We start from the raw sequence: 19,841 nt of genomic DNA, 5'->3' as shown, positions 1-19,841 counted from the left end.
GCCGGGGCGATGGCGGGGCGCGGGGCACGCGCGGTCTCATGGAGACCATGGAGCTTTCCCACCACGAGGACGTGTCCCCCGGCACCGGCGCTCTCCCGCCCCGCGCGTGGTACGCGGCGTCGGACGCCGCCGCCCTTTCCCTCAACGGCCGCTGGCGGTTCCGCCTCTCGCCCACGGCCGACGCCGAGGACGACTCGTTCGCCGCCGACGGGTACGACCCGGACACCTCGGATGCCGAGGGCGCCTGGGGCGAGATCGCCGTGCCCGGCCACTGGGTGCTGCAGGGCCACGGCGTGCCCCAGTACACCAACCAGCTCTACCCGTTCCCCCTGGACCCGCCCCGCGTGCCCACCGAGAACCCGACCGGCGACCACCTGCGCCTCTTCGACCTGCCCGCCGACTGGCCGCGGGACGGCGCCGCCGTCCTCCGCTTCGACGGCGTCGAGTCCTGTGCCCGCGTCTGGCTGAACGGCGCGGAGCTCGGCGACTTCAAGGGCTCACGCCTCCCCCACGAGTTCGCCGTCGGCGAGCTGCTGCGGCCCGAGGGCAACGTCCTCGCGGTCCGCGTCCACCAGTGGTCCGCCGGTTCGTACCTGGAGGACCAGGACCAGTGGTGGCTGCCCGGGATCTTCCGCGACGTGACGCTGCTGCACCGGCCCGAGGGCTGCGCCGGCGACTTCTTCGTCCACGCCGCGTACGACCACCGCACGGGGACGGGCACGCTGCGGGTGGACATCCCGGAGGCAGACGTCCAAGGGCGCGTCGTCGTCCCGGAGTTGGGGATCGACGTGGCGACCGGCGAGGAGGTCACCGTGGCCGTCGAGCCGTGGACGGCCGAGACGCCACGGCTGTACGACGCGACGCTGGCCACGCCCGGCGAGCGGATCCCGCTGCGCGTGGGCTTCCGCACGGTCACCGTCGAGGACGGCCTCATCAAGGTCAACGGCCGCCCGATCCTCTTCCGCGGTGTGAACCGCCACGAGTTCCACCCCCGCACGGGCCGCGCCCTCGACCTCGAAACGATGCGCGCCGACATCCTCCTGATGAAGCGTCACAACATCAACGCCGTCCGCACCAGCCACTATCCGCCGCACTCCGCCTTCCTCGACCTCTGTGACGAGTTCGGCCTGTGGGTCGTCGACGAGTGCGACCTGGAGACCCACGGCTTCCAGGCGGTCGGCTGGCGGGGCAACCCGGTCGACGACGACCGCTGGACGCCCGCCCTCCTGGACCGCGCCGCCCGCATGGTCGAGCGCGACAAGAACCACGCCTCGGTGATCGTCTGGTCGCTCGGCAACGAGTGCGGGACGGGCCGCGGCCTGACCGCCATGGCCGAGTGGATCCGCGCCCGGGACGGCAGCCGCCTCCTACACTACGAGGGCGACGCGTCCTGCGAGGACACGGACGTGTACTCGCGGATGTACGCCGACCACGCCGAGGTCGAACGCATCGGCCGGGGTGAGGACGAGGGGCCGAAGGAGCGGCGCAGGCTCCCGTTCATCCTCTGCGAGTACGCGCACGCCATGGGCAACGGACCCGGCGGACTCAGCGAGTACCAGCGGCTGTTCGCGACGTACGACCGGCTCCAGGGCGGCTTCGTCTGGGAGTGGATCGACCACGGCATCGCGCACCCCACGTACGAGTACGCGTACGGCGGCGACTTCGGCGAGGAGCTGCACGACGGCAACTTCGTCTGCGACGGCCTGGTCTTCCCCGACCGGACGCCGTCCCCGGGACTCGTCGAGTACAAGAAGGTGGTCGAGCCGGTCCGCATCGAGGGCGACGGGCGCGCCGGTACGGTCACGGTCACCAACCTCCACGACTTCGCCGGCCTCTCCCACCTCGCCTTCACCTGGTCGTACGAGAAGGACGGCACGACCGTCGCGGACGGCGTCCTCACGGTGCCGCAGGTCGGCCCCGGCGAGCGCACGGAGGTGAAGCTGCCGCCCCCGCCGCCCAGGGACCCGGACGCCGAGACCCAGTGGACGGTGCGCGCGTCGCTCGCCGAGGACACGGCGTGGGCGCCGAAGGGGCATGTGGTGGCGTGGGCACAGCTGCCCGTCGAGTACGGCATGGTCCTGCCCGTGCCCGGCGGCGCGGCACCCGAGCGCGACGCGGCCGGCCGGCGCATCACCCTCGGCGCCGCGGACTTCGACGCCCGCACCGGCTCGCTCCGCACCTTCCACGGCCGCGAGGTCAGGGAGCTGCGCCTGGACGTGTGGCGGGCCCCCACCGACAACGACAACGGCATGCCGTGGCGGCCCGAGCCGTCCGTGGCCTCGCTGTGGCGCACGCACGGCCTCCACCGGATGCGGCACCGCGTCGACTCCGTCGAGACGACCGGGGAAGGTCTCAACGTGCGCACCCGGGTGGCGCCCGCGGCGAGCGACCTGGCGCTGCGCACTGAGTACCACTGGACGTCGGACGGCGGCAAGCTGCTGCTGCGGATGTCCGTGACGCCGGAGGGCGACTGGCCCGTGCCGCTGCCGCGCCTCGGCATCCGCTTCGGGCTGCCCGGCGCGGCCGGGCGCGTGCGGTGGTTCGGCGGCGGGCCCGGCGAGGCCTACCCCGACACCGCGGCCGCCTCGCTGATCGGCGTGTGGGAGTCGGACGTCGACGCGATGCAGACGCCGTACGTGCGCCCGCAGGAGAACGGGGCCCGCCCCGCCGTCCGCTGGGCCGAGGTCGGCGGGCTGCGCGTCGAGAGCGACGGCGCCCCCGCGTTCACCGTCCGGCGCTGGACGACCGAGCAGCTCGACGCCGCCCGGCACCGCACCGACCTCACGCCCGGCGACACGGTCTGGGTCAACCTCGACATCGCCCGGCACGGCATCGGGACGCAGTCGTGCGGCCCCGGCGTCCTGCCGCAGTACGAACTCCGCGCGACACCCCGGCCGTCCTCCTTCAGCTGCGTCTTCTCACGCGTGGACGGCTGAGCCCGGGGCGGACCGGACCGGGCGCCGCCCGGTCACCCGGTGGTCGCCAGGTCACCCGGTGGTCGTCAGGTCACCCCGTGGTCGTCAGGCGTTCCCGCAGGAACTGGACGACCCGCTCGCGCGCGGCGTACGCGGGGTGACCGGGCTCCTCGCGGACCTCCTCCGTGAGGACGGAGTGCGCCGACTTCGCGAAGCCCGTCGCGTTGCCCGGCGACGAGTCCAGTTCGATGACCTCGAACGCGTCGCCGAAGTGGCGGCGCAGGGTGGCGAAGCGGTCGCGCGGGACCAGCTTGTCCTCGCTGAAGCGCAGGCCCAGCGCGCACAGGCCGTCGTTCTTGGTACGGGCCACGACCGTGTCGAACTCTGCGCGGGACAGGCCAGGGTCGACTCGCCGCGCCGCGCTCACCGGGAGGGGCAGCGAGGGCTGGCTGAGCACGGGGGCCAGAACGGCCTCCTCCGTGGCGGCGGCCAGCGCGAAGCCTCCCGTGAAGCACATGCCGATGACACCGACGCCCGGACCCGGCGTGCGGGACGCCAGATCGCGGGCGAGGGCACGGAGGTAGTCTGCGAACGGGCGCCGGGCGTTGGTGGCGAAGGCGCGGAACTCGGCGGCGACGCAGACCCTGCCGAAGACCCCCAGGACGTACGGCGTGGAGATCGGGCGGCCCGGCTCGCCGAAGGGCGACGGGATCGCGACGGTGAAGCCCTGTTTCACCAGGTGCTCGCCGAGGCCGAGGACACCGGGATGCACACCGGGGATCTCGGGAACCAGGACGACGCCGGGGCCTGTCCCCTTCTCATGGACATCATGCGTGAGGCCGGCCCCCGTGAACGGGGCCGCGTGCCATCCTGTGAGGTCCGCTGTCGGTTCCGAACCGGGCACGGCGCTCACTCCCTTTCGTCACAAGTGCCTGATGGGTAGGTGGAGTTCATGCCTACAGCACCCATGCGCGGAAACACAGACCCCACCGGGCGGCCCGAGCCGCCCGAGCCACGCCACGAGCCCCCGCCCGGGCGGCTCGTGGCGTGGCTGGGCAGATTCGGCCCCGTCGCCGTGGGATACGCCGTCTTCCAGGCCCTGGTGGGGCTGCTGCCCGACGGGCTCTTCGGGGACACGGCCCGCTATTCGCTGGCCGTGGTCAGTGGCCTCGGCACGGGGGTCTCCGCCTGGCTGGCCGGCGCGCTGCTGCGGGCACGGGCGGCGGCGGACGGCGGGGCGGACGACGGGACGGGCGGTGATCTGGACGGGGTTCCTTCGCCGCGCCGTCCGCCGGCGGGAGCGGCCTCCGGCGCGGCGGAACCGGTGGGTCCTGGGCCGCTGCCGGGGCTCTCCGCCGCCGCGTACACCACGCTCGCCGACCGCCTGACGGTCTTCGACGACCCGCTGCGCGGCCGCCTCGTGGGCTGGCCGCACGCCCTCGACGAGCAGTCGGAACCGGTACGTCCGACACCGACGGGAACCGCGTACGGCCTGCACATCGTCCTCGAACTCGGCATGCCCGACGGGCGGTTGCGCGCCTCCGAGCTCGTGGAGACGCTGTGGCGGCTGCGGCTGCCCGAGGGCGGCTGGGCCGCCCGCTCGCAGGGCGCGGTGGGGCGCCCCGAGGTGACCGCGCTCGTACTCGGCGCCCTCGCGCGGGCGGGCGCCGACCCGCGCCTCCTCGCCACGGAGGCGGAGCGGTGCACCGAGCGGTTCAGCCGCGAACTGGAACCCTCGGGCGTGGAGTTGACGCACGTCGTGACCACGGTGCTGCGCGGGCTGCTGCGTGCCGCGCCCGACTCGCCCGCCCTGCCGCTCCTGCGGGACGCGCTCGTCGACGGGGCCGTCACCGATCCGGCGCGCGGGCACCGGCGCTGCTGGGGCTCACGGCTCACCCCGCCGCGCGGCAGGGCGGTGGCGCCGTCGGCCGTGCACACCGCGCAGGCCGTCGTCGCCCTCGACCGGGCGGCGCGGGTGCTCGGCGAGGACGCGAACGCCCGCGCCACCCGCGAAGAGGGCATCCGCTGGCTGCTCTCCTGCCCCGGGCCCGCACACGACGGCTGCGACGACCTGGAGAGCGGCCACGAGACGGTGCGCCGCCCGCACCCCGTCGACGCCTCGCGCCACGAGGTGCTCTCCGTGCGCCACTTCTCGGCGGCCTGGGTGGTGCGGGCGCTGCTCACCCCGGACGTCCCCGCGGTCGCCGCCGACGAGGAGAGGGAGGCGACCTGGCAGGAGATGCTTTCGGGGTCGGCCGCGTGCGTGTGGCGGCAGCAGGACAACGGGATCTGGACGTGGGACGGGGTCGATCTCGCCTACCCGCTGTGGATGACCTACCAAGGCCTTTCCGCGCTGCGGGCACATGCCGTATGGATGTATCAGCCGGGTGGCTGAACGCCGGCGGGCGCGTGGACGAGGGGGAGAGAGCATTGGGTGGTCGGCACGTCCACGACGCCAGGCGGCTCCTGGAGGAGACGCTGGACCGGTCGACGGGGGACGAACTGCTGCGGGCGGCCCGCGCGGTCGTCGCCGAACTGGGCGCCCCGCGGCGCCTGGTGCCGCTGCTCCGTGAGCTGGCGGGCGGCACGGGCGACCCCTCCGGGTGCGCGCTCCTCTCGTACCGCCACATCCTCGGCTTCGACAAGCTGCTCCTGATCGACGGCGGACCGCGCCACATGCTGCGCGCGCACGTGTGGCATCCGGGCCGGGACACGCGCGAGGACATCCACAACCACCGCTCCCCGCTGGCCTCCTACGTGGTGCGGGGCGCCCTCGGCGTGGAGCTGTACGAGCGCGCCGGTCCCGCCGCTGATGAGGGGGTCGCGACGTCCTGGTACCGGGAGTCCCTAGCGGGCGAGGACGGCGACTGGCTCCTGGAGCCGGCGGGCGGGGCGCGGCTGCGCTTCACGCAGACCGCGCTGTACGCGGCCGGGAGCGGCTACGGACTGCCCTCGCACGTGCTGCACCGGGCGTGGTGCGCCTCGCCGGAGCCCGCGGTCTCGCTGTTCCTGGAGACGGGGGCGGGGCGGCGGCGGTACACGGACGTGTACGCGGGGCCGGACGTGGGAGGCCGGGCGGTGGCGAAGAAGCCTTTGGAGGTGAACGACTACCTGGCCGAGCTGTCGACGCTGGCGGAGCTGCTCGGCTGACGAGCCGGCGGGCTGACGGCCGACGCGTTGCTCAGGCGAGGGCCTGGCGGACGATCTCGCGGTTGTAGTCGTCGATCCGGACCGTGCCGAGGTCGGCGGGGGCGAGCCAGCGGTGGTCCTGGTCGGGCAGGGGCAGGGTCACGTCGAAGGTGAGGGGGCGGACCAGGAAGTTGTCCTGCCAGTTCTTCACCTCGTGCCCGCGGTACGTACTGACGAAGGAGGACTCGCCGACCTTGCGGACGACCTGGCCGAGCAGTCCCGTCTCTTCCTTGAGCTCTCTCAGGACGCCGTCCATCGGACTCTCGTCGGGCTCCAGCTTCCCGCACGGAACACCCCACACACCGGGCAGGAACCGCTCGGTCCGGCTGCGTCGCACGAGCAGCACACGGCCGCGGTGCATCACCACAGCCGCCGCGAGCCGGTTGTCACCGGGATAGTCCATGCCTTCCAACGTAGCGGGGATTCGGGTCCCATGACAGTCGGGGTGTCCGATTCCTTCAAGACCTGGCGCGAAGCCGCTGCCTACGCTGCCGGGCATGAACAGCACATCTGAGTCACCCACTCCCCGTTTCGATCTGATCGGTCTCGTCGTCTCCGACCTGGCCGCGTCGCTCGCCTTCTACCGCAGGCTCGGCCTGGAGTTCCCCGCCGGGTCGGAGAGCGCGCCGCACGTCGAGGCGGCGCTCCCCGGCGGTCTGCGCCTCGCCCTCGACACGGAGGACACCGTCCGCTCCTTCCACCCGGACTGGCGGCCGCCCGCGGGCGGGGGCCGGATCGGGCTCGCCTTCCACTGCGGTACGCCCGCCGGGGTCGACGCCGTGCACGAGGACATGACGGGCGCCGGATACGCGAGCAAGCTCAAGCCGTTCGACGCGCCCTGGGGTCAGCGGTACGCCGTCGTCCTCGACCCGGACGGCAACGGCGTCGACCTCTTCGCTCCTCTAGGGGCGGCCCCCGCCGAGTAGCTCACCGAGCGGCAGCCCGGTGAACTCCTTGACGTCGCGCGCCAGGTGGGCCTGGTCGGCGAAGCCCGCGGCGGCGGCCGTCTCCGCGTACGGCAGGCCGTCGCGGGCCAGTGCGAGCGCCCGCTGAAGACGCAGCACCCGGGCCAGCGTCTTGGGTCCGTAGCCGAACGCGGGCAGCGAACGGCGGTGCAGCAGCCGAGCGTTGACGCCCGCGTCCGCCGCGGTCCGCGCGACCGAGTGGCCCGCGCTCAGGGACCTGACGATGTGGGCGACGAGCGGGTCCGGGGGCCCGGTGTCGGCGGCGCGGTCCGTCACGACCGCCTCCAGGGCGGCCGCCGGGTCGCGCGCGGCGTCCACGCGCTCGGTGAGGCGGCGCGCCTCGGCCGCGGTCCACAGGTCGGCGAGCTCCACCCGCCGGTCGCGCAGTTCGTGGGCGGGCACGCCCAGGAAGGCCGGGGCGGTGCCGGGGTGGAAGCGGATGCCGACGTACCGCCCCGGCCCGCCCTCGGGGTCGTACGCGCGGGTGTCGGGGCCCGCGACGAACAGCCTGCCCTCGGTCCACAGCAGGTCCATGCAGCCGTCGGGCAGCACCGGCCGGGCGTCGCCGGGGGCGCCCGTGGCGACCCTGGTCCACACGACCGCGCCGGTCAGCGCCGCCGGCCGCTCCCGGTAGGTCCCGTCGGACATCACACCCCCCGGTGCTCCTGCGGGCTGATCCCGTACACCCGCTTGAAGGCGCCGGAGAGCGCGAACGCGCTGCCGTATCCGACCCTGCGGGCTATCGCGCCGATGGTCAGCCCGCTGTCGCGCAGCAGGTCGGCGGCGAGCGCGAGCCGCCAGTTCGTCAGGTACGTCATCGGGGGCTCCCCCACGAGGTCCGTGAACCGCCGGGCGAACGCGGCCCGCGAGACACCCGCCTTCGCCGCGAGGTCCGCGATGGTCCAGGGGTGCGCCGGGTCGTCCTGGAGCAGGCGCAGCGCGCGGCCGACGACCGGGTCGCCCAGCGCCAGGTACCAGGCGGGGGCCGCCGCCTCGGGGCGGGAGAACCAGGCGCGCAGCGCGGCGATCAGGAGCAGGTCGAGGAGCCTGTCGAGCACGACGTCCTGGCCCGGTTCGTCCTTGCGGATCTCGTCGGCGAGCAGCGGGGTGAGCGGGCAGTCCCACACCTCGGTGGGCAGCACGAGCAGTGGCGGCAGCGCGTCGAGGAGGCGTCCGGTGAGCTCGCCCCGCAGCTGGTAGGTGCCGATCAGCATCTCCACGGATCCGTCGTGCGACTCGCCCCAGGCGCGCAGGCCCAGGTCCCGGTAGCGCGCGACGGGGGCGCCGTCGAGCGGCACGCAGTGCTCCCCCGGCCGGATCTCGGCGAACGGCGCGGTGGTGGCCTCGTCGGCGCAGGTGTAGTGGTCGGGGCCGCGGGCGATGGCGAGGTCGCCGGGGCCGATGCGCTGGGCGGGCGCGCCGTCCGCGGGGACGATCCAGGCGGTGCCGCGCACCATGACCATGACGGAGAGGGGCGCCTCGTCCGCGATGCGGACGGACCAGGGCGGGTCGAAGAGCGCACGGATCATGAAGGCCCCGCGCGCCCGCGGCCCTTCGAGGAGACCGGCCAGTACGTCCATGGCGGCAGCGTAGACGCACGCGTATGGGGGTGAGCCTCTCGCCGATGGTCGGCCGGCGGGCGGTCGTCCTCGGCGTACGGCGGCTCACGCTGCTCTCGGTGCGGGGCGAGGAACAGGCGCACGCGACGGGGCGGCCCTCGCCGGGTTCGGGAGGTGCTGGGCCGGGCGCCCAGGGACTGCGGCGACTTCGCCCGTGAGTGCGCCGGGGTCTGGACGTCATGAGCCCCGGCGCCGGGGGTGAGGTTCCGGGGCTCTGCCCCGGAACCCGCTCTCAATCGCCGGACGGGCTGTCGTCCGAGCCGCCCGACCCCGGCCGCTTCGCATGCTTCCCCTGCTTCGCCGGCGTCCGCAGCCGCGACGTGACGTCGTCCGGCGGCAGGAAGCGCGACCAGCGTTCCGGGAACTCGGACGGCATCTCCGGGTCGTCGGGGTCGTCCGTGTCCCCCGCCGCCTCGCGTGCGGCCGCGCGGGCGACCACCTCCGCGGCCTGGGCCTCCCTTATGCGGTCGTTGGCGGCGCGGGCCACGGCCGTGGCGACGGACGGCCAGACCCGGTCGATCGCCGCGTTGACCGCGGCGCCGACCAGGACCGCGAACGCCGAGACGCCGATCCACAGCAGCACGGCGACCGGGGCCGCGAGCGAGCCGTAGATGGTGGGGCCCTCCACCGTGCTGGTGAGGTAGATGCGGAGCAGGAAGCTGCCGAGCACCCACATGGCGAGCGCGATGAGCGCGCCCGGCATGTCCTCCACCCACGGCGAACGCACCGGCACGGACACGTGGTACAGCGTCGTCAGGAAGATCACGGAGAGGATGACGACGACGGGCCAGTAGAGGATCTGGACCACCGTCGTGGAACCGGGCAGGAGTTTCACCACCGCGTCCGGGCCCGCCACCATCAGCGGCAGCGCGACCGAGCCGATGAGCAGCGCCACCAGGAAGAGCCCGAAGGCGAGTATCCGGGTCTTGACGATGCCGCGCACGCCGTCGAGGCCGTACATCACGGTGATGGTGTCGATGAAGACGTTCACGGCGCGCGAGCCGGACCACAGGGCGAAGAGGAAGCCGATGGAGATGACGTCGGGTCTGCTGACCCGCATCACGTCGTCCAGTATCGGTTCCGCGATCTGGTGGACGCCCCGGTCGGACAGGATCGTGCGGGACGCCTCCAGGATGTTGTTCTGGACGCTGGCGATGGTGTCCGCGCCGGTCCACCGGTCCACGTAGGCGAGCAGGCCGATCAGGCTCAGCAGCAACGGTGGAACGGAGAGCAGCGTGAAGAACGCAGCCTCGGCCGCGAGCCCCAGGATGCGGTACTCGATGCACGAGTTGACGGTGTCCTTGAGCAGCAGCCAGGCGGTCCTGCGCTTGGAGACGTTCCGGTAGAGAGCGCGGGCCCGGGTCCAGCGGCCCGACGGCCGCCCGGGTGTTTCTTTTGCCTGGTGCACCTCCTTACCGTAGCGGCATGGCAGCCAGCACCCACACAGTGACCAACCAGGCTCCGCCCCTGGTGGGATATGACGTATTCGCGTCCGACCGGGCCCTCGTGGAGGGCGTCGAGCGGCATCTGGATCCGGCGCTCCTCGACACCGCCCGCGACGAACTCTCCCTGCTCGGCCGCACCGCGGGTTCCGCCCAGGCACAGAGGTGGGGAGAGCAGGCGAATGAGAATCCGCCCGTTCTGCGCACGCATGACCGTTACGGGAACCGGATCGACGAGGTCGACTTCCATCCGGCCTGGCACCGGCTGCTCGGCAAGGCCGTCTCCGCGGGCCTGACCACCGCCTGGTCACGGCCCGGCGGGCATGTGCGGCGGGCCGCGGGGTTCCTGGTGTGGACGCAGGCCGAAGGGGGGCACGGGTGTCCCGTCTCGATGACGCACGCCGCGGTGCCCGCGCTGCGCGCCGACCCGGCGCTCGCCGCCGAGTGGGAGCCGCGCCTCTCCTCGACCGTGTACGACGAGGGGCTGCGCCCGGCGTCGCAGAAGGCCGGTGTCCTCTTCGGGATGGGGATGACGGAGAAGCAGGGCGGCAGTGACGTGCGGGCCAACACGACGCGCGCACAGGCGCTCGCGGAGGACGGGACGTATGCGCTGACGGGGCACAAGTGGTTCTGTTCGGCGCCCATGTCGGACGGGTTCCTGGTGCTCGCGCAGGCCGAACAGGGGCTGACGTGCTTCCTGGTGCCGCGCGTCCTGGAGGACGGCACGCGGAACCCGTTCGCCATCCAGCGGCTCAAGGACAAACTGGGCAACAAGTCCAACGCGTCGAGCGAGGTGGAGTTCGACGGGACGTGGGCCCGCCGGGTCGGGGACGAGGGGCGCGGGGTGCGCACCATCATCGAGATGGTGGCGGCGACCCGGCTGGACTGCGTGATCGGTTCGGCCGCGCTGATGCGGCAGGCCGTGGCGCAGGCGGTGCACCACGCCGCGTACCGGGAGGCGTTCGGCGGCAAGCTCGTCGACAAGCCGCTCATGCGCAACGTACTGGCGGATCTGGCGCTGGAGTCCGAGGCGGCCACGACGCTCGCGCTGCGGCTCGCGGCGGCGTACGACGACGGGAGCGAGCAGGAGCAGGCGTTCCTGCGGCTCGCGGTGCCTGCCGCGAAGTACTGGGTGACCAAGCGGTGCACGCCGCTGGTCGGCGAGGCACTCGAATGCCTGGGCGGCAACGGCTATGTGGAGGAGTCGGGCATGCCGCGGCTGCTGCGCGAGGCGCCGCTCAACTCGATCTGGGAGGGCTCGGGGAACGTCCAGGCGCTGGACGTGCTGCGGGCGCTGCAGCGCGAGCCGCGGGCCCTCAACGCGTTCCTCCAGGAGGTCGGCGCGGCGCGCGGCGCCGACCACCGCCTCGACGGTGCGATCAAGGACCTGCTGACCGAACTGGCCGACCTGGACGGCATCGAGGGCCGGGCGCGCCGGCTCGTGGAGCGGATGGCGCTGGTGCTCCAGGGGTCGCTGCTCGTGCGGTACGCGCCTTCGGAGGTGGCCGACGCGTTCTGTGCCTCACGGCTCGGCGGGGACTGGGGCGCGGCGTTCGGCACGCTGCCGCACACACTCGATCTGGCCACCGTGGTGGCGCGGTCCGCGCCGGGGGTCTAGAGGGCCGCTCCGTCAGCGAGGGGAGAGCCCCGGGCGGTTCCCGGGCTGACACGGGGGTGGTGCTGCGCCGACACGGCACCACCCCCGTCTTTCAGGCCCCTTGAGGAGCGTGAACACCGCACGGGCGGTGTGGTGTCCAGATTCGGGCACCGGCCGGGCGTTGGCCAGAGTTGCAGGAGGTTGCAACGCACCGTGACCTCCGGAGGATTCGGCACCCCGATGCGGCCCCCGGGGACGCGCGCAGGGGGCACCATGGGTCCCTGCCCCTCCACACTGGTCTGGCCGGAAAGGACCCCGTGGTCATGAACGCCCCGTCGACGATCGACCTCGCGCGGATCTCCGCCATGGACCTCGCGCACGCCGCGCACCTCCTGAAGGGGGTGCGCGACGCCACGCTCTCCGGGCAGCGGCCGAGGGTCCTGCCGCGCCCGGTGATCGGCGACTCGTGGGGGCGGATGCTGCTCGGCGGGGTCGACCCCGACCACGACATCCGGTCCCGGCTGCTGACCGAGGAGGAGCTGGAGGAGCGCCGCCGCACCTCGCCGCTCCTGGAGGTCCTGCCCGTCCTGCGCAACGCCCTGGTCTCCGTGGCGGACGCCGCGCAGCACATCATGATCGTCTGCGACGCGGAAGGCCGGGTGCTGTGGCGTGAGGGCAGCGCCGCGGTGCTGCGCCAGGCGGACGCGCACGGCCTGCAGCCGGGGGCGGACTGGGGGGAGAGCATCGTCGGCACGAACGGCATCGGGACCCCGCTGGTGGTGCGCCGCCCCGTGCAGGTCTTCTCCGCCGAGCACTTCGTGCAGACCCACCACCCGTGGACGTGCACGGGCGCCCCGGTGACCGACCCGCGCGACGGCAGGCTGCTCGGCGTGGTCGACGTGAGCGGGCCGCTGCAGACCATTCATCCGGCGACCCTCGCGCTGGTCGACTCGGTGGCCAAGCTCGCGGAGGCCCGGCTGCGGGACCGGCACGTGACGGCGCTCGACCGGCTGCGCGCGGTGGCGGCGCCGGTCCTCGCCCGGCTCGACGGGCGGGCGCTCGCCGTGGACGCGCACGGCTGGACCGCCGCGGTGACCGGCATGCCCCCGGCGGACCGCCTCGCCCTGCCCAAGTCCTTCGGTCCGGGCCGCACCTGGCTGCCGTCCCTCGGCTCCTGCCTGGTGGAGCCGCTGGCCGGCGGCTGGCTGCTGCGCGTGGAGGAGCCCGGTGACGTGCCGACGCCGGTCGCCGCGACCCGGCTCGTCCTGGACGTGAGCAGCCCGCGCCGCTGGACGCTCTCGGTGCTCGGCGGCGCCCACGACTGGACGCACGAGCTGAGTCCGCGCCACGCCGAACTCCTCTATCTCCTGTGCACATATCGCACCGGGCGCACCGCTTCGGGCCTGGCCGAGGACATGTTCGGCGACCCGGCGCGCACGGTGACGGTCCGCGCCGAGCTCTCGCGCGTGCGGCGCTACCTGGGCGGTCTCCTCGCCCACCGGCCCTACCGCTTCCACGAGGACGTCGACGTCGACGTGATCATGCCGGAGCGGCCGGTGGACCTGCTGCCCCACTCGACGGCACCGGCGGTCCGCGCTGCGAGACGGGTCGCGGAGCTCTGAGCGGCCATGATTCTCTGTGCCGCATGAGCATCACAGTCACCACCTGGTCCCTCGAGCAGACGTCGCCCACCGATCTGCTCCCGGCCGCCGCACCCGACGGCGACGTACGGATCGTGCGCGCCGAAGTGCCCTCGCCCGAGTTCAGCAGGTTCCTGTACGCGTCCGTCGGCGGCGACATCCACTGGACCGACCGGCTCTCCCTCACCTACGCGGAGTGGCAGAAGCTGCTGGAGCGGCCGGGTGTGGAGACCTGGGTCGCGTACGAGAAGGGGACGCCCGCCGGATACGTGGAGCTGGCGGCGCGCGGCGAGAACGGGGACGCGGCGGAGGGTGTCGTCGAGATCGTCTACTTCGGTCTGCTCCCCGCCTTCCGGGGGCGCCGCATCGGCGGCCACCTCCTGTCGTACGGCGTCGCGCGCGCCTGGGACCTGGCCGGGCGGTGGCCGGGGCTCGCGCCGACCGAGCGGGTCTGGCTGCACACCTGCTCCAAGGACGGCGAGCACGCGATGGAGAACTACCAGCGACGCGGCTTCAAGCTCTTCGACACCAAGGTCGAGCTGGAGGCGGACGTTCCGGCGCCGGGGCCCTGGCCGGGGGCCCACCGCAGTTGAATCCCTGCTGAATCCCGGAAGTGACCCACGACACCGTTGTCCACGATTCGGGACAACGGTGTCCGCATTTTGGATAATGCTGGACTGGGCCGAAAGTCCCATGACACGCTTCCGGCATGGATCGCACTGGAAACGCCTTGGTGAGTCGACGTCACGTCGACCTCGGCCGCATGTCCAGCGCCATGTGTCCGGCCCGCTGATCAGCTCAGCACCGCCGCACCCCATCCACTGATCCCCCTCCCTGCGCAGCGCCGCGCGCACGTCCCTCCTCCTGCCCAGCAGGCCTGGGAACGTGCCATTTTCGCAGGTCAGAGTTGCTTTCCCGCTGCCCCGAAGGACGTACCAGCATGGCCGCCACGCCAGAGAAGCCCGCCCCAGCCACGCCCCGCCGCAAGGCGAGCCGTCACCGCGGCGAGGGCCAGTGGGCCGCAGGTCACTTCACGCCGCTCAACGGGAACGAGCAGTTCAAGAAGGACGACGACGGTCTCAATGTGCGGACACGCATTGAGACGATCTACTCGAAGCGTGGATTCGACTCCATCGACCCGAACGATCTCCGTGGCCGGATGCGCTGGTGGGGCCTCTACACCCAGCGCAAGCCCGGGATCGACGGCGGCAAGACCGCGATCCTGGAGCCGGAGGAGCTGGACGACGAGTACTTCATGCTCCGGGTGCGCGTCGACGGCGGGCGGCTGACCACCGAGCAGCTGCGCGTCATCGGCGAGATCTCCCAGGAGTTCGCGCGCGGCACCGCCGACCTCACCGACCGGCAGAACATCCAGTACCACTGGATCCGCATCGAGGACGTCCCCGAGATCTGGCGGCGGCTGGAAGCCGTGGGGCTCTCGACCACCGAGGCGTGCGGTGACACGCCCCGCGTGATCCTCGGCTCCCCCGTGGCGGGCGTCGCCGAGAACGAGATCATCGACGGCTCCCCCGCCATCGACGAGATCCAGCGCCGTTTCATCGGCAACCCCGACTTCTCGAACCTGCCGCGCAAGTTCAAGAGCGCGATCTCCGGCTCCCCGCAGCTCGACGTGGCGCACGAGATCAACGACATCGCCTTCGTCGGCGTCCACCACCCCGAGCACGGCCCCGGCTTCGACCTGTGGGTCGGCGGCGGCCTCTCCACCAACCCCAAGCTCGGGGTACGGCTCGGCGCCTGGGTGCCGCTCGACGAGGTGCCGGACGTGTTCGGCGGCGTCATCGGCATCTTCCGCGACTACGGCTACCGCAGGCTGCGCAACCGCGCCCGCCTGAAGTTCCTCGTCGCCGACTGGGGCCCGGAGAAGTTCCGGCAGATCCTGGAGGACGAGTACCTGCGGCGGAAGCTGGTCGACGGGCCCGCCCCCGAGCAGCCCGCCGGCACCTGGCGCGACCACCTCGGCGTCCACCGGCAGAAGGACGGGCGCTTCTACGTCGGCTTCGCGCCCCGCGTCGGCCGCGTCGACGGCGCCACCCTCACCAAGATCGCCGAGGTCGCCGAGGCGCACGGCTCGGGCCGGCTGCGCACCACCGCCGAGCAGAAGATGATCGTGCTCGACATCGAGCAGGACCAGGTCGACTCGCTCGTCTCCGCCCTCGAAGCGCTCGACCTGCGGGTCAACGCCTCGCCCTTCCGGCGCGGCACCATGGCCTGCACGGGCATCGAGTTCTGCAAGCTCGCCATCGTCGAGACGAAGGCGCGCGGCGCCTCCCTCATCGACGAACTGGAGCGCCGCATCCCGGAGTTCGACGAGCCCATCACCATCAACATCAACGGCTGCCCGAACGCCTGCGCCCGCATCCAGGTCGCCGACATCGGCCTCAAGGGCCAGCTCATGCTCGACGCCGACGGCAATCAGGTCGAGGGCTACCAGGTGCACCTGGGCGGCGCCCTCGGGCTCGACGCCGGCTTCGGCCGCAAGGTCCGCGGCCTGAAGGTCACCGCGGCCGAGCTGCCCGACTACATCGAGCGGGTCCTCAAGCACTTCCAGGCGGAGCGCGAGGACGGCGAGCGCTTCGCCACGTGGACCGCCCGCGCGTCCGAGGAGGCCCTCAAGTGAGCGAGCGTGCCGCCCCGTTCCACTGCCCGTACTGCGGCGACGAGGACCTGCGCCCCCACGAGGCCGGTCACGGCGCCTGGGAATGCGCGGCGTGCAACCGGGCCTTTCAGCTGAAGTTCCTCGGGCTGCTCGCCCGGGGCGTTCAGCGCACCAGCAGTGGAGAGAACCAGATATGACGACTACTCAGGACAAGAAGCCGCGCACGGACGACGAGTTGAAGGCGCTCGCCGAGCAGGCCGGGCGCGACCTGGAGGACGCCTCCGCCCTGGAGGTCCTCCAGTGGGCCGCCGACACCTTCGGGACACGCTTCTGCGTGACGTCCTCGATGGAGGACGCGGTCGTCGCCCACCTCGCCTCGCGGGCGATGCCCGGCGTCGACGTCGTGTTCCTGGACACCGGCTACCACTTCCCCGAGACCATCGGCACCCGTGACGCCGTCGAGGCCGTCATGGACGTCAACGTCATCACCCTGACACCCCGTCAGTCCGTCGCCGAGCAGGACTCCGTGTACGGCGCGCGGCTGCACGACCGCGACCCGGACCTGTGCTGCAAGCTGCGGAAGGTGCAGCCCCTGGAGGAGGGCCTCGCGGGATACTCCGCGTGGGCCACGGGACTGCGCCGCGACGACTCGCCGGCCAGGGCCAACACCCCCGTGGTCGGCTGGGACGAGAAGCGCCGCAAGGTCAAGATCTCGCCGATCGCCCGCTGGACGCAGGACGACGTCGACGCGTACGTCGCCGAGCACGGCGTCCTCACCAACCCGCTCCTCATGGACGGCTACGGCTCGGTGGGCTGCGCCCCCTGCACCCGCCGCCTCCTGGAGGGCGAGGACGCGCGGGCCGGCCGCTGGGCGGGGAACGCCAAGACCGAGTGCGGGATCCACGGATGACCGCGCCGCAGACCCAGCAGCAACAGACCCGGGAGAACCACGTGACGACCGGAGCCACCGTCTGGCTCACCGGCCTGCCCAGCGCCGGCAAGACGACCATCGCCTACGAACTGGCGGGCCGCCTGCGTGCGGAGGGCCGCCGGGTGGAGGTGCTCGACGGCGACGAGATCCGGGAGTTCCTCTCGGCGGGCCTCGGCTTCAGCCGCGAGGACCGGCACACCAACGTGCAGCGCATCGGCTTCGTCGCCGAACTCCTCGCCCGTAACGGCGTGCTGGCGCTTGTGCCGGTGATCGCGCCGTTCGCGGACAGCCGCGAGGCGGTGCGCAAGCGCCACCAGGCGGGCGAGACCGCCTACGTCGAGGTGCATGTCGCGACGCCGGTGGAGGTGTGCTCCGTACGCGATGTGAAGGGTCTGTACGCCAAGCAGGCGAAGGGCGAGATCTCCGGCCTGACCGGAGTCGACGACCCCTACGAGGCGCCCGAGTCGCCCGACCTGCGCATCGAGTCGCAGAACCAGACCGTGCAGGAGTCGGCGGCGGCCGTCCACCAGCTGCTCACCGAGAGGGGTCTCGCATGACCACTGTTGCCCCAGTGACCGACGAGGGCACCGACAGCCCCTACGCTCTCAGCCACCTGGACGCCCTGGAGTCCGAGGCGGTGCACATCTTCCGGGAGGTGGCGGGTGAGTTCGAGCGGCCGGTGATCCTCTTCTCCGGCGGCAAGGACTCCATCGTCATGCTGCACCTGGCGCTGAAGGCGTTCGCCCCGGCGGCGGTGCCCTTCTCGCTGCTGCACGTGGACACCGGGCACAACTTCCCCGAGGTCATCGAGTACCGCGACCGGGTGGTGGCCGAGCACGGGCTGCGCCTGCACGTGGCGTCGGTGCAGGAGTACATCGACGCGGGCAAGCTGCGCGAGCGCCCCGACGGCACCCGCAACCCGCTGCAGACCGTGCCGCTCACCGAGAAGATCCAGAGCGAGAGGTTCGACGCGGTCTTCGGCGGCGGGCGCCGCGACGAGGAGAAGGCCCGGGCCAAGGAGCGGGTGTTCTCGCTGCGCGACGAGTTCTCGCAGTGGGACCCGCGCCGCCAGCGCCCCGAGCTGTGGCAGCTCTACAACGGCCGCCACGCCCCCGGCGAGCACGTCCGCGTCTTCCCGCTCTCCAACTGGACCGAGCTGGACGTGTGGCAGTACATCGCCCGCGAGAAGATCGAGCTCCCGCAGATCTACTTCGCGCACGAGCGGGACGTCTTCCAGCGCTCGGGGATGTGGCTGACCGCCGGGGAGTGGGGCGGCCCCAAGGAGGGCGAGACGGTCGAGCGGCGGCTGATCCGCTACCGCACGGTGGGCGACATGTCCTGCACCGGCGCCGTCGACTCCGACGCCACCACGCTGGACGCCGTCATCACCGAGATCGCCGCGTCGCGGCTGACCGAGCGCGGGGCGACGAGGGCCGACGACAAGCTCTCCGAGGCCGCGATGGAAGACCGCAAGCGCGAGGGGTACTTCTAACCATGAGCAACAGCACCACTGAGCCGGTCCAGCCGCTCTCCACCGAGCAGTTGTCGGCCACCACCCTGCTGCGGTTCGCCACCGCCGGCTCCGTCGACGACGGCAAGTCCACCCTGGTGGGCCGCCTCCTGCACGACTCCAAGTCGGTCCTCACCGACCAGCTCGAGGCCGTCGAGCGCGTCTCCCTCGGCCGTGGCCAGGAGGCGCCCGACCTGGCGCTGCTCACCGACGGCCTGCGCGCCGAGCGCGAGCAGGGCATCACCATCGACGTGGCCTACCGCTACTTCGCCACCGCCCGGCGCCGGTTCATCCTCGCCGACACCCCCGGGCACGTGCAGTACACGCGGAACATGGTCACCGGCGCCTCCACGGCCGACCTCGCCGTGGTCCTCGTCGACGCCCGCAACGGCGTCATCGAGCAGACCCGCCGGCACGCCGCCGTCGCCGCGCTCCTGCGCGTCCCGCACGTCGTCCTCGCCGTGAACAAGATGGACCTGGTCGCCTACGACGAGACCGTCTTCGCGAAGATCGCCGAGGAGTTCACCGCGTACGCGGGCGAGCTGGGCGTCCCGGAGATCACCGCGATCCCGATCTCGGCCCTCGCGGGCGACAATGTCGTCGAGCCGTCCTCGAACATGGACTGGTACGGCGGCCCCACCGTCCTGGAGCACCTGGAGACGGTCCCGGTCAGCCACGACCTGACCACCTGCCACGCGCGCCTGCCCGTCCAGTACGTGATCCGTCCGCAGACCCCCGAGCACCCCGACTACCGCGGCTACGCGGGCCAGATCGCGGCCGGCGCGTTCCGGGTCGGCGAGTCCGTGACCGTGCTGCCCTCCGGGCGGACCTCGAAGGTCACCGGGATCGACCTGCTGGGCACCCCGGTGGACGTGGCCTGGACGCCGCAGTCCGTGACGCTCCTCCTCGAGGACGACATCGACATCTCGCGCGGCGATCTGATCGTGCCGAGCGGCGACGCCCCGCCGACCACGCAGGACGTCGAGGCCACCGTCTGCCACGTCGCGGACACCGCGCTCACCGTCGGCCAGCGGGTGCTGCTCAAGCACACCACGCGTACGGTCAAGGCGATCGTGAAGGAGATCCCGTCGCGGCTCACTCTCGACGACCTCTCCCAGCACCCCGAGCCCGGCCGGCTCGTCGCCAACGACATCGGCCGGGTGAAGGTCCGTACCGCCGAGCCGCTCGCCCTCGACTCGTACGCCGACTCGCGCCGCACCGGCTCGTTCCTGCTCATCGACCCGGCGGACGGCACGACGCTCGCGGCGGGCATGGCGGGCGACGCGTTCGCCGCGCCCACCGACGCCGTGCCGGAGACCGGCCCGGCCGCCGACGACGAGGGCTGGGACTTCTGACCATGACCTGCGTCGACATGTTCGCGACGTTCGCGAAAGAGGGCGGCCGCATCGGCAGCGG

At 72.6% G+C, this 19,841-nt stretch carries 20 protein-coding genes; 15 read left to right on the top strand and 5 right to left on the bottom strand.

From position 1 onward, the window contains the following. Window positions 1-47: 47 nt before the first annotated feature. The gene (locus ACZ7LU_RS02215) at window positions 48-2,936 is read left to right on the top strand and encodes a glycoside hydrolase family 2 TIM barrel-domain containing protein (protein WP_471915397.1); all 2,889 of its coding nucleotides are present in this window, start codon (window positions 48-50) and stop codon (window positions 2,934-2,936) included. 70 nt (window positions 2,937-3,006) lie between these two features. Here the strand turns inward: ACZ7LU_RS02215 and ACZ7LU_RS02210 are convergent, their stop codons facing one another. After that, window positions 3,007-3,819 carry a dienelactone hydrolase family protein gene (locus ACZ7LU_RS02210; protein ID WP_398309631.1) on the bottom strand — a complete coding sequence of 271 codons (813 nt, stop codon included), beginning with the start codon at window positions 3,817-3,819 and terminating at the stop codon, window positions 3,007-3,009. A gap of 48 nt (window positions 3,820-3,867) precedes the next feature. On the opposite strand from ACZ7LU_RS02210, the gene ACZ7LU_RS02205 reads away from it, so the two are divergent. Together ACZ7LU_RS02205 and ACZ7LU_RS02200 are read left to right on the top strand one after the other, a co-directional pair. Beyond that, window positions 3,868-5,310, top strand: coding sequence for a hypothetical protein (locus ACZ7LU_RS02205; RefSeq protein ID WP_471915396.1), 1,443 nt, complete (start codon window positions 3,868-3,870; stop codon window positions 5,308-5,310). A 35-nt stretch (window positions 5,311-5,345) separates the two neighbouring features. Further along, complete coding sequence (locus ACZ7LU_RS02200; protein ID WP_471915395.1) at window positions 5,346-6,065, top strand: cupin domain-containing protein; 720 nt, start codon at window positions 5,346-5,348, stop codon at window positions 6,063-6,065. A 31-nt stretch (window positions 6,066-6,096) separates the two neighbouring features. Here ACZ7LU_RS02200 and ACZ7LU_RS02195 read toward each other — a convergent pair whose 3' ends face one another. Next, complete coding sequence (locus ACZ7LU_RS02195; RefSeq protein ID WP_468312022.1) at window positions 6,097-6,507, bottom strand: NUDIX hydrolase; 411 nt, start codon at window positions 6,505-6,507, stop codon at window positions 6,097-6,099. Window positions 6,508-6,601: 94 nt separating this feature from the next. Between ACZ7LU_RS02195 and ACZ7LU_RS02190 the strand changes: the two genes are divergently transcribed. Next, entirely contained in the window at window positions 6,602-7,030 is a 429-nt protein-coding gene (locus ACZ7LU_RS02190) for a VOC family protein (protein WP_471915394.1), read from the top strand. On the opposite strand, the gene ACZ7LU_RS02185 is transcribed toward ACZ7LU_RS02190, so the two are convergent. Both ACZ7LU_RS02185 and ACZ7LU_RS02180 read right to left on the bottom strand, forming a co-directional pair. Further along, entirely contained in the window at window positions 7,007-7,717 is a 711-nt protein-coding gene (locus ACZ7LU_RS02185) for a DUF6597 domain-containing transcriptional factor (RefSeq protein WP_471915393.1), read from the bottom strand. The two genes, ACZ7LU_RS02190 and ACZ7LU_RS02185, sit on opposite strands and share 24 nt — an antisense overlap. Beyond that, a complete protein-coding gene (locus tag ACZ7LU_RS02180; RefSeq protein WP_468713101.1) occupies window positions 7,717-8,649 on the bottom strand; it encodes an AraC family transcriptional regulator in 933 nt (310 codons plus the stop codon). Before ACZ7LU_RS02180 ends, ACZ7LU_RS02185 begins: the two co-directional genes overlap by 1 nt. 23 nt (window positions 8,650-8,672) lie before the next feature. Between ACZ7LU_RS02180 and ACZ7LU_RS02175 the strand changes: the two genes are divergently transcribed. Then, window positions 8,673-8,846: a hypothetical protein gene (locus tag ACZ7LU_RS02175; protein WP_471915392.1), complete on the top strand. Its 174-nt coding sequence runs from the start codon at window positions 8,673-8,675 to the stop codon at window positions 8,844-8,846. 74 nt (window positions 8,847-8,920) lie between these two features. Here the strand turns inward: ACZ7LU_RS02175 and ACZ7LU_RS02170 are convergent, their stop codons facing one another. Beyond that, window positions 8,921-10,096 (bottom strand): YihY/virulence factor BrkB family protein, encoded by a 1,176-nt coding sequence (locus ACZ7LU_RS02170; protein ID WP_471148175.1) that lies wholly within the window; start codon window positions 10,094-10,096, stop codon window positions 8,921-8,923. A gap of 17 nt (window positions 10,097-10,113) precedes the next feature. On the opposite strand from ACZ7LU_RS02170, the gene ACZ7LU_RS02165 reads away from it, so the two are divergent. The 10 genes from ACZ7LU_RS02165 (at window position 10,114) to ACZ7LU_RS02120 (ending at window position 19,780) form a co-directional block, all read left to right on the top strand. Beyond that, a complete protein-coding gene (locus tag ACZ7LU_RS02165; protein ID WP_471915391.1) occupies window positions 10,114-11,748 on the top strand; it encodes an acyl-CoA dehydrogenase family protein in 1,635 nt (544 codons plus the stop codon). Window positions 11,749-12,050: 302 nt separating this feature from the next. Next, the gene (locus tag ACZ7LU_RS02160; RefSeq protein WP_471915390.1) at window positions 12,051-13,349 is read left to right on the top strand and encodes a GAF domain-containing protein; all 1,299 of its coding nucleotides are present in this window, start codon (window positions 12,051-12,053) and stop codon (window positions 13,347-13,349) included. Window positions 13,350-13,372: 23 nt separating this feature from the next. Continuing rightward, window positions 13,373-13,960 (top strand): GNAT family N-acetyltransferase, encoded by a 588-nt coding sequence (locus ACZ7LU_RS02155; RefSeq protein ID WP_471148178.1) that lies wholly within the window; start codon window positions 13,373-13,375, stop codon window positions 13,958-13,960. Between the two features lie 116 nt (window positions 13,961-14,076). Further along, window positions 14,077-14,160 (top strand): putative leader peptide, encoded by an 84-nt coding sequence (locus tag ACZ7LU_RS02150; protein ID WP_317850861.1) that lies wholly within the window; start codon window positions 14,077-14,079, stop codon window positions 14,158-14,160. Between the two features lie 147 nt (window positions 14,161-14,307). Beyond that, a complete protein-coding gene (locus tag ACZ7LU_RS02145; protein WP_398309660.1) occupies window positions 14,308-16,005 on the top strand; it encodes a nitrite/sulfite reductase in 1,698 nt (565 codons plus the stop codon). After that, on the top strand, window positions 16,002-16,181 hold the full coding sequence (locus ACZ7LU_RS02140; protein WP_398309662.1) for a hypothetical protein: 180 nt from the start codon (window positions 16,002-16,004) through the stop codon (window positions 16,179-16,181). The genes ACZ7LU_RS02145 and ACZ7LU_RS02140 overlap by 4 nt, the downstream gene beginning before the upstream one ends. Further along, window positions 16,178-16,894: a phosphoadenylyl-sulfate reductase gene (locus ACZ7LU_RS02135; RefSeq protein ID WP_471915389.1), complete on the top strand. Its 717-nt coding sequence runs from the start codon at window positions 16,178-16,180 to the stop codon at window positions 16,892-16,894. The genes ACZ7LU_RS02140 and ACZ7LU_RS02135 overlap by 4 nt, the downstream gene beginning before the upstream one ends. Further along, complete coding sequence (gene cysC / locus ACZ7LU_RS02130) at window positions 16,891-17,472, top strand: adenylyl-sulfate kinase (protein ID WP_471915388.1); 582 nt, start codon at window positions 16,891-16,893, stop codon at window positions 17,470-17,472. Before ACZ7LU_RS02135 ends, cysC begins: the two co-directional genes overlap by 4 nt. After that, complete coding sequence (cysD, locus tag ACZ7LU_RS02125) at window positions 17,469-18,407, top strand: sulfate adenylyltransferase subunit CysD (RefSeq protein ID WP_471915387.1); 939 nt, start codon at window positions 17,469-17,471, stop codon at window positions 18,405-18,407. Before cysC ends, cysD begins: the two co-directional genes overlap by 4 nt. Before the next feature lie 2 nt (window positions 18,408-18,409). Next, window positions 18,410-19,780, top strand: coding sequence for a sulfate adenylyltransferase subunit 1 (locus ACZ7LU_RS02120; RefSeq protein ID WP_468561084.1), 1,371 nt, complete (start codon window positions 18,410-18,412; stop codon window positions 19,778-19,780). Window positions 19,781-19,841: the final 61 nt, after the last annotated feature.

This window comes from Streptomyces sp. NPDC039462 (genome assembly GCF_055639375.1).
The sequence above is the reverse complement of the archived record's forward strand: the minus strand, read 5'-3'. Positions and strand labels throughout refer to the sequence as shown.

Coding starts and splice junctions, on each gene's coding strand:
- ACZ7LU_RS02215 (WP_471915397.1), top strand. CDS start 48: ATGGAGCTTTCCCACCACGAGGACGTGTCCCCCGGCACCGGCGCTCTC.
- ACZ7LU_RS02205 (WP_471915396.1), top strand. CDS start 3,868: ATGCCTACAGCACCCATGCGCGGAAACACAGACCCCACCGGGCGGCCC.
- ACZ7LU_RS02195 (WP_468312022.1), bottom strand. CDS start 6,507: ATGGACTATCCCGGTGACAACCGGCTCGCGGCGGCTGTGGTGATGCAC.
- ACZ7LU_RS02190 (WP_471915394.1), top strand. CDS start 6,602: ATGAACAGCACATCTGAGTCACCCACTCCCCGTTTCGATCTGATCGGT.
- ACZ7LU_RS02185 (WP_471915393.1), bottom strand. CDS start 7,717: ATGTCCGACGGGACCTACCGGGAGCGGCCGGCGGCGCTGACCGGCGCG.
- ACZ7LU_RS02180 (WP_468713101.1), bottom strand. CDS start 8,649: ATGGACGTACTGGCCGGTCTCCTCGAAGGGCCGCGGGCGCGCGGGGCC.
- ACZ7LU_RS02175 (WP_471915392.1), top strand. CDS start 8,673: ATGGGGGTGAGCCTCTCGCCGATGGTCGGCCGGCGGGCGGTCGTCCTC.
- ACZ7LU_RS02165 (WP_471915391.1), top strand. CDS start 10,114: ATGGCAGCCAGCACCCACACAGTGACCAACCAGGCTCCGCCCCTGGTG.
- ACZ7LU_RS02160 (WP_471915390.1), top strand. CDS start 12,051: ATGAACGCCCCGTCGACGATCGACCTCGCGCGGATCTCCGCCATGGAC.
- ACZ7LU_RS02155 (WP_471148178.1), top strand. CDS start 13,373: ATGAGCATCACAGTCACCACCTGGTCCCTCGAGCAGACGTCGCCCACC.
- ACZ7LU_RS02150 (WP_317850861.1), top strand. CDS start 14,077: ATGGATCGCACTGGAAACGCCTTGGTGAGTCGACGTCACGTCGACCTC.
- ACZ7LU_RS02145 (WP_398309660.1), top strand. CDS start 14,308: ATGGCCGCCACGCCAGAGAAGCCCGCCCCAGCCACGCCCCGCCGCAAG.
- ACZ7LU_RS02135 (WP_471915389.1), top strand. CDS start 16,178: ATGACGACTACTCAGGACAAGAAGCCGCGCACGGACGACGAGTTGAAG.
- cysC (WP_471915388.1), top strand. CDS start 16,891: ATGACCGCGCCGCAGACCCAGCAGCAACAGACCCGGGAGAACCACGTG.
- cysD (WP_471915387.1), top strand. CDS start 17,469: ATGACCACTGTTGCCCCAGTGACCGACGAGGGCACCGACAGCCCCTAC.
- ACZ7LU_RS02120 (WP_468561084.1), top strand. CDS start 18,410: ATGAGCAACAGCACCACTGAGCCGGTCCAGCCGCTCTCCACCGAGCAG.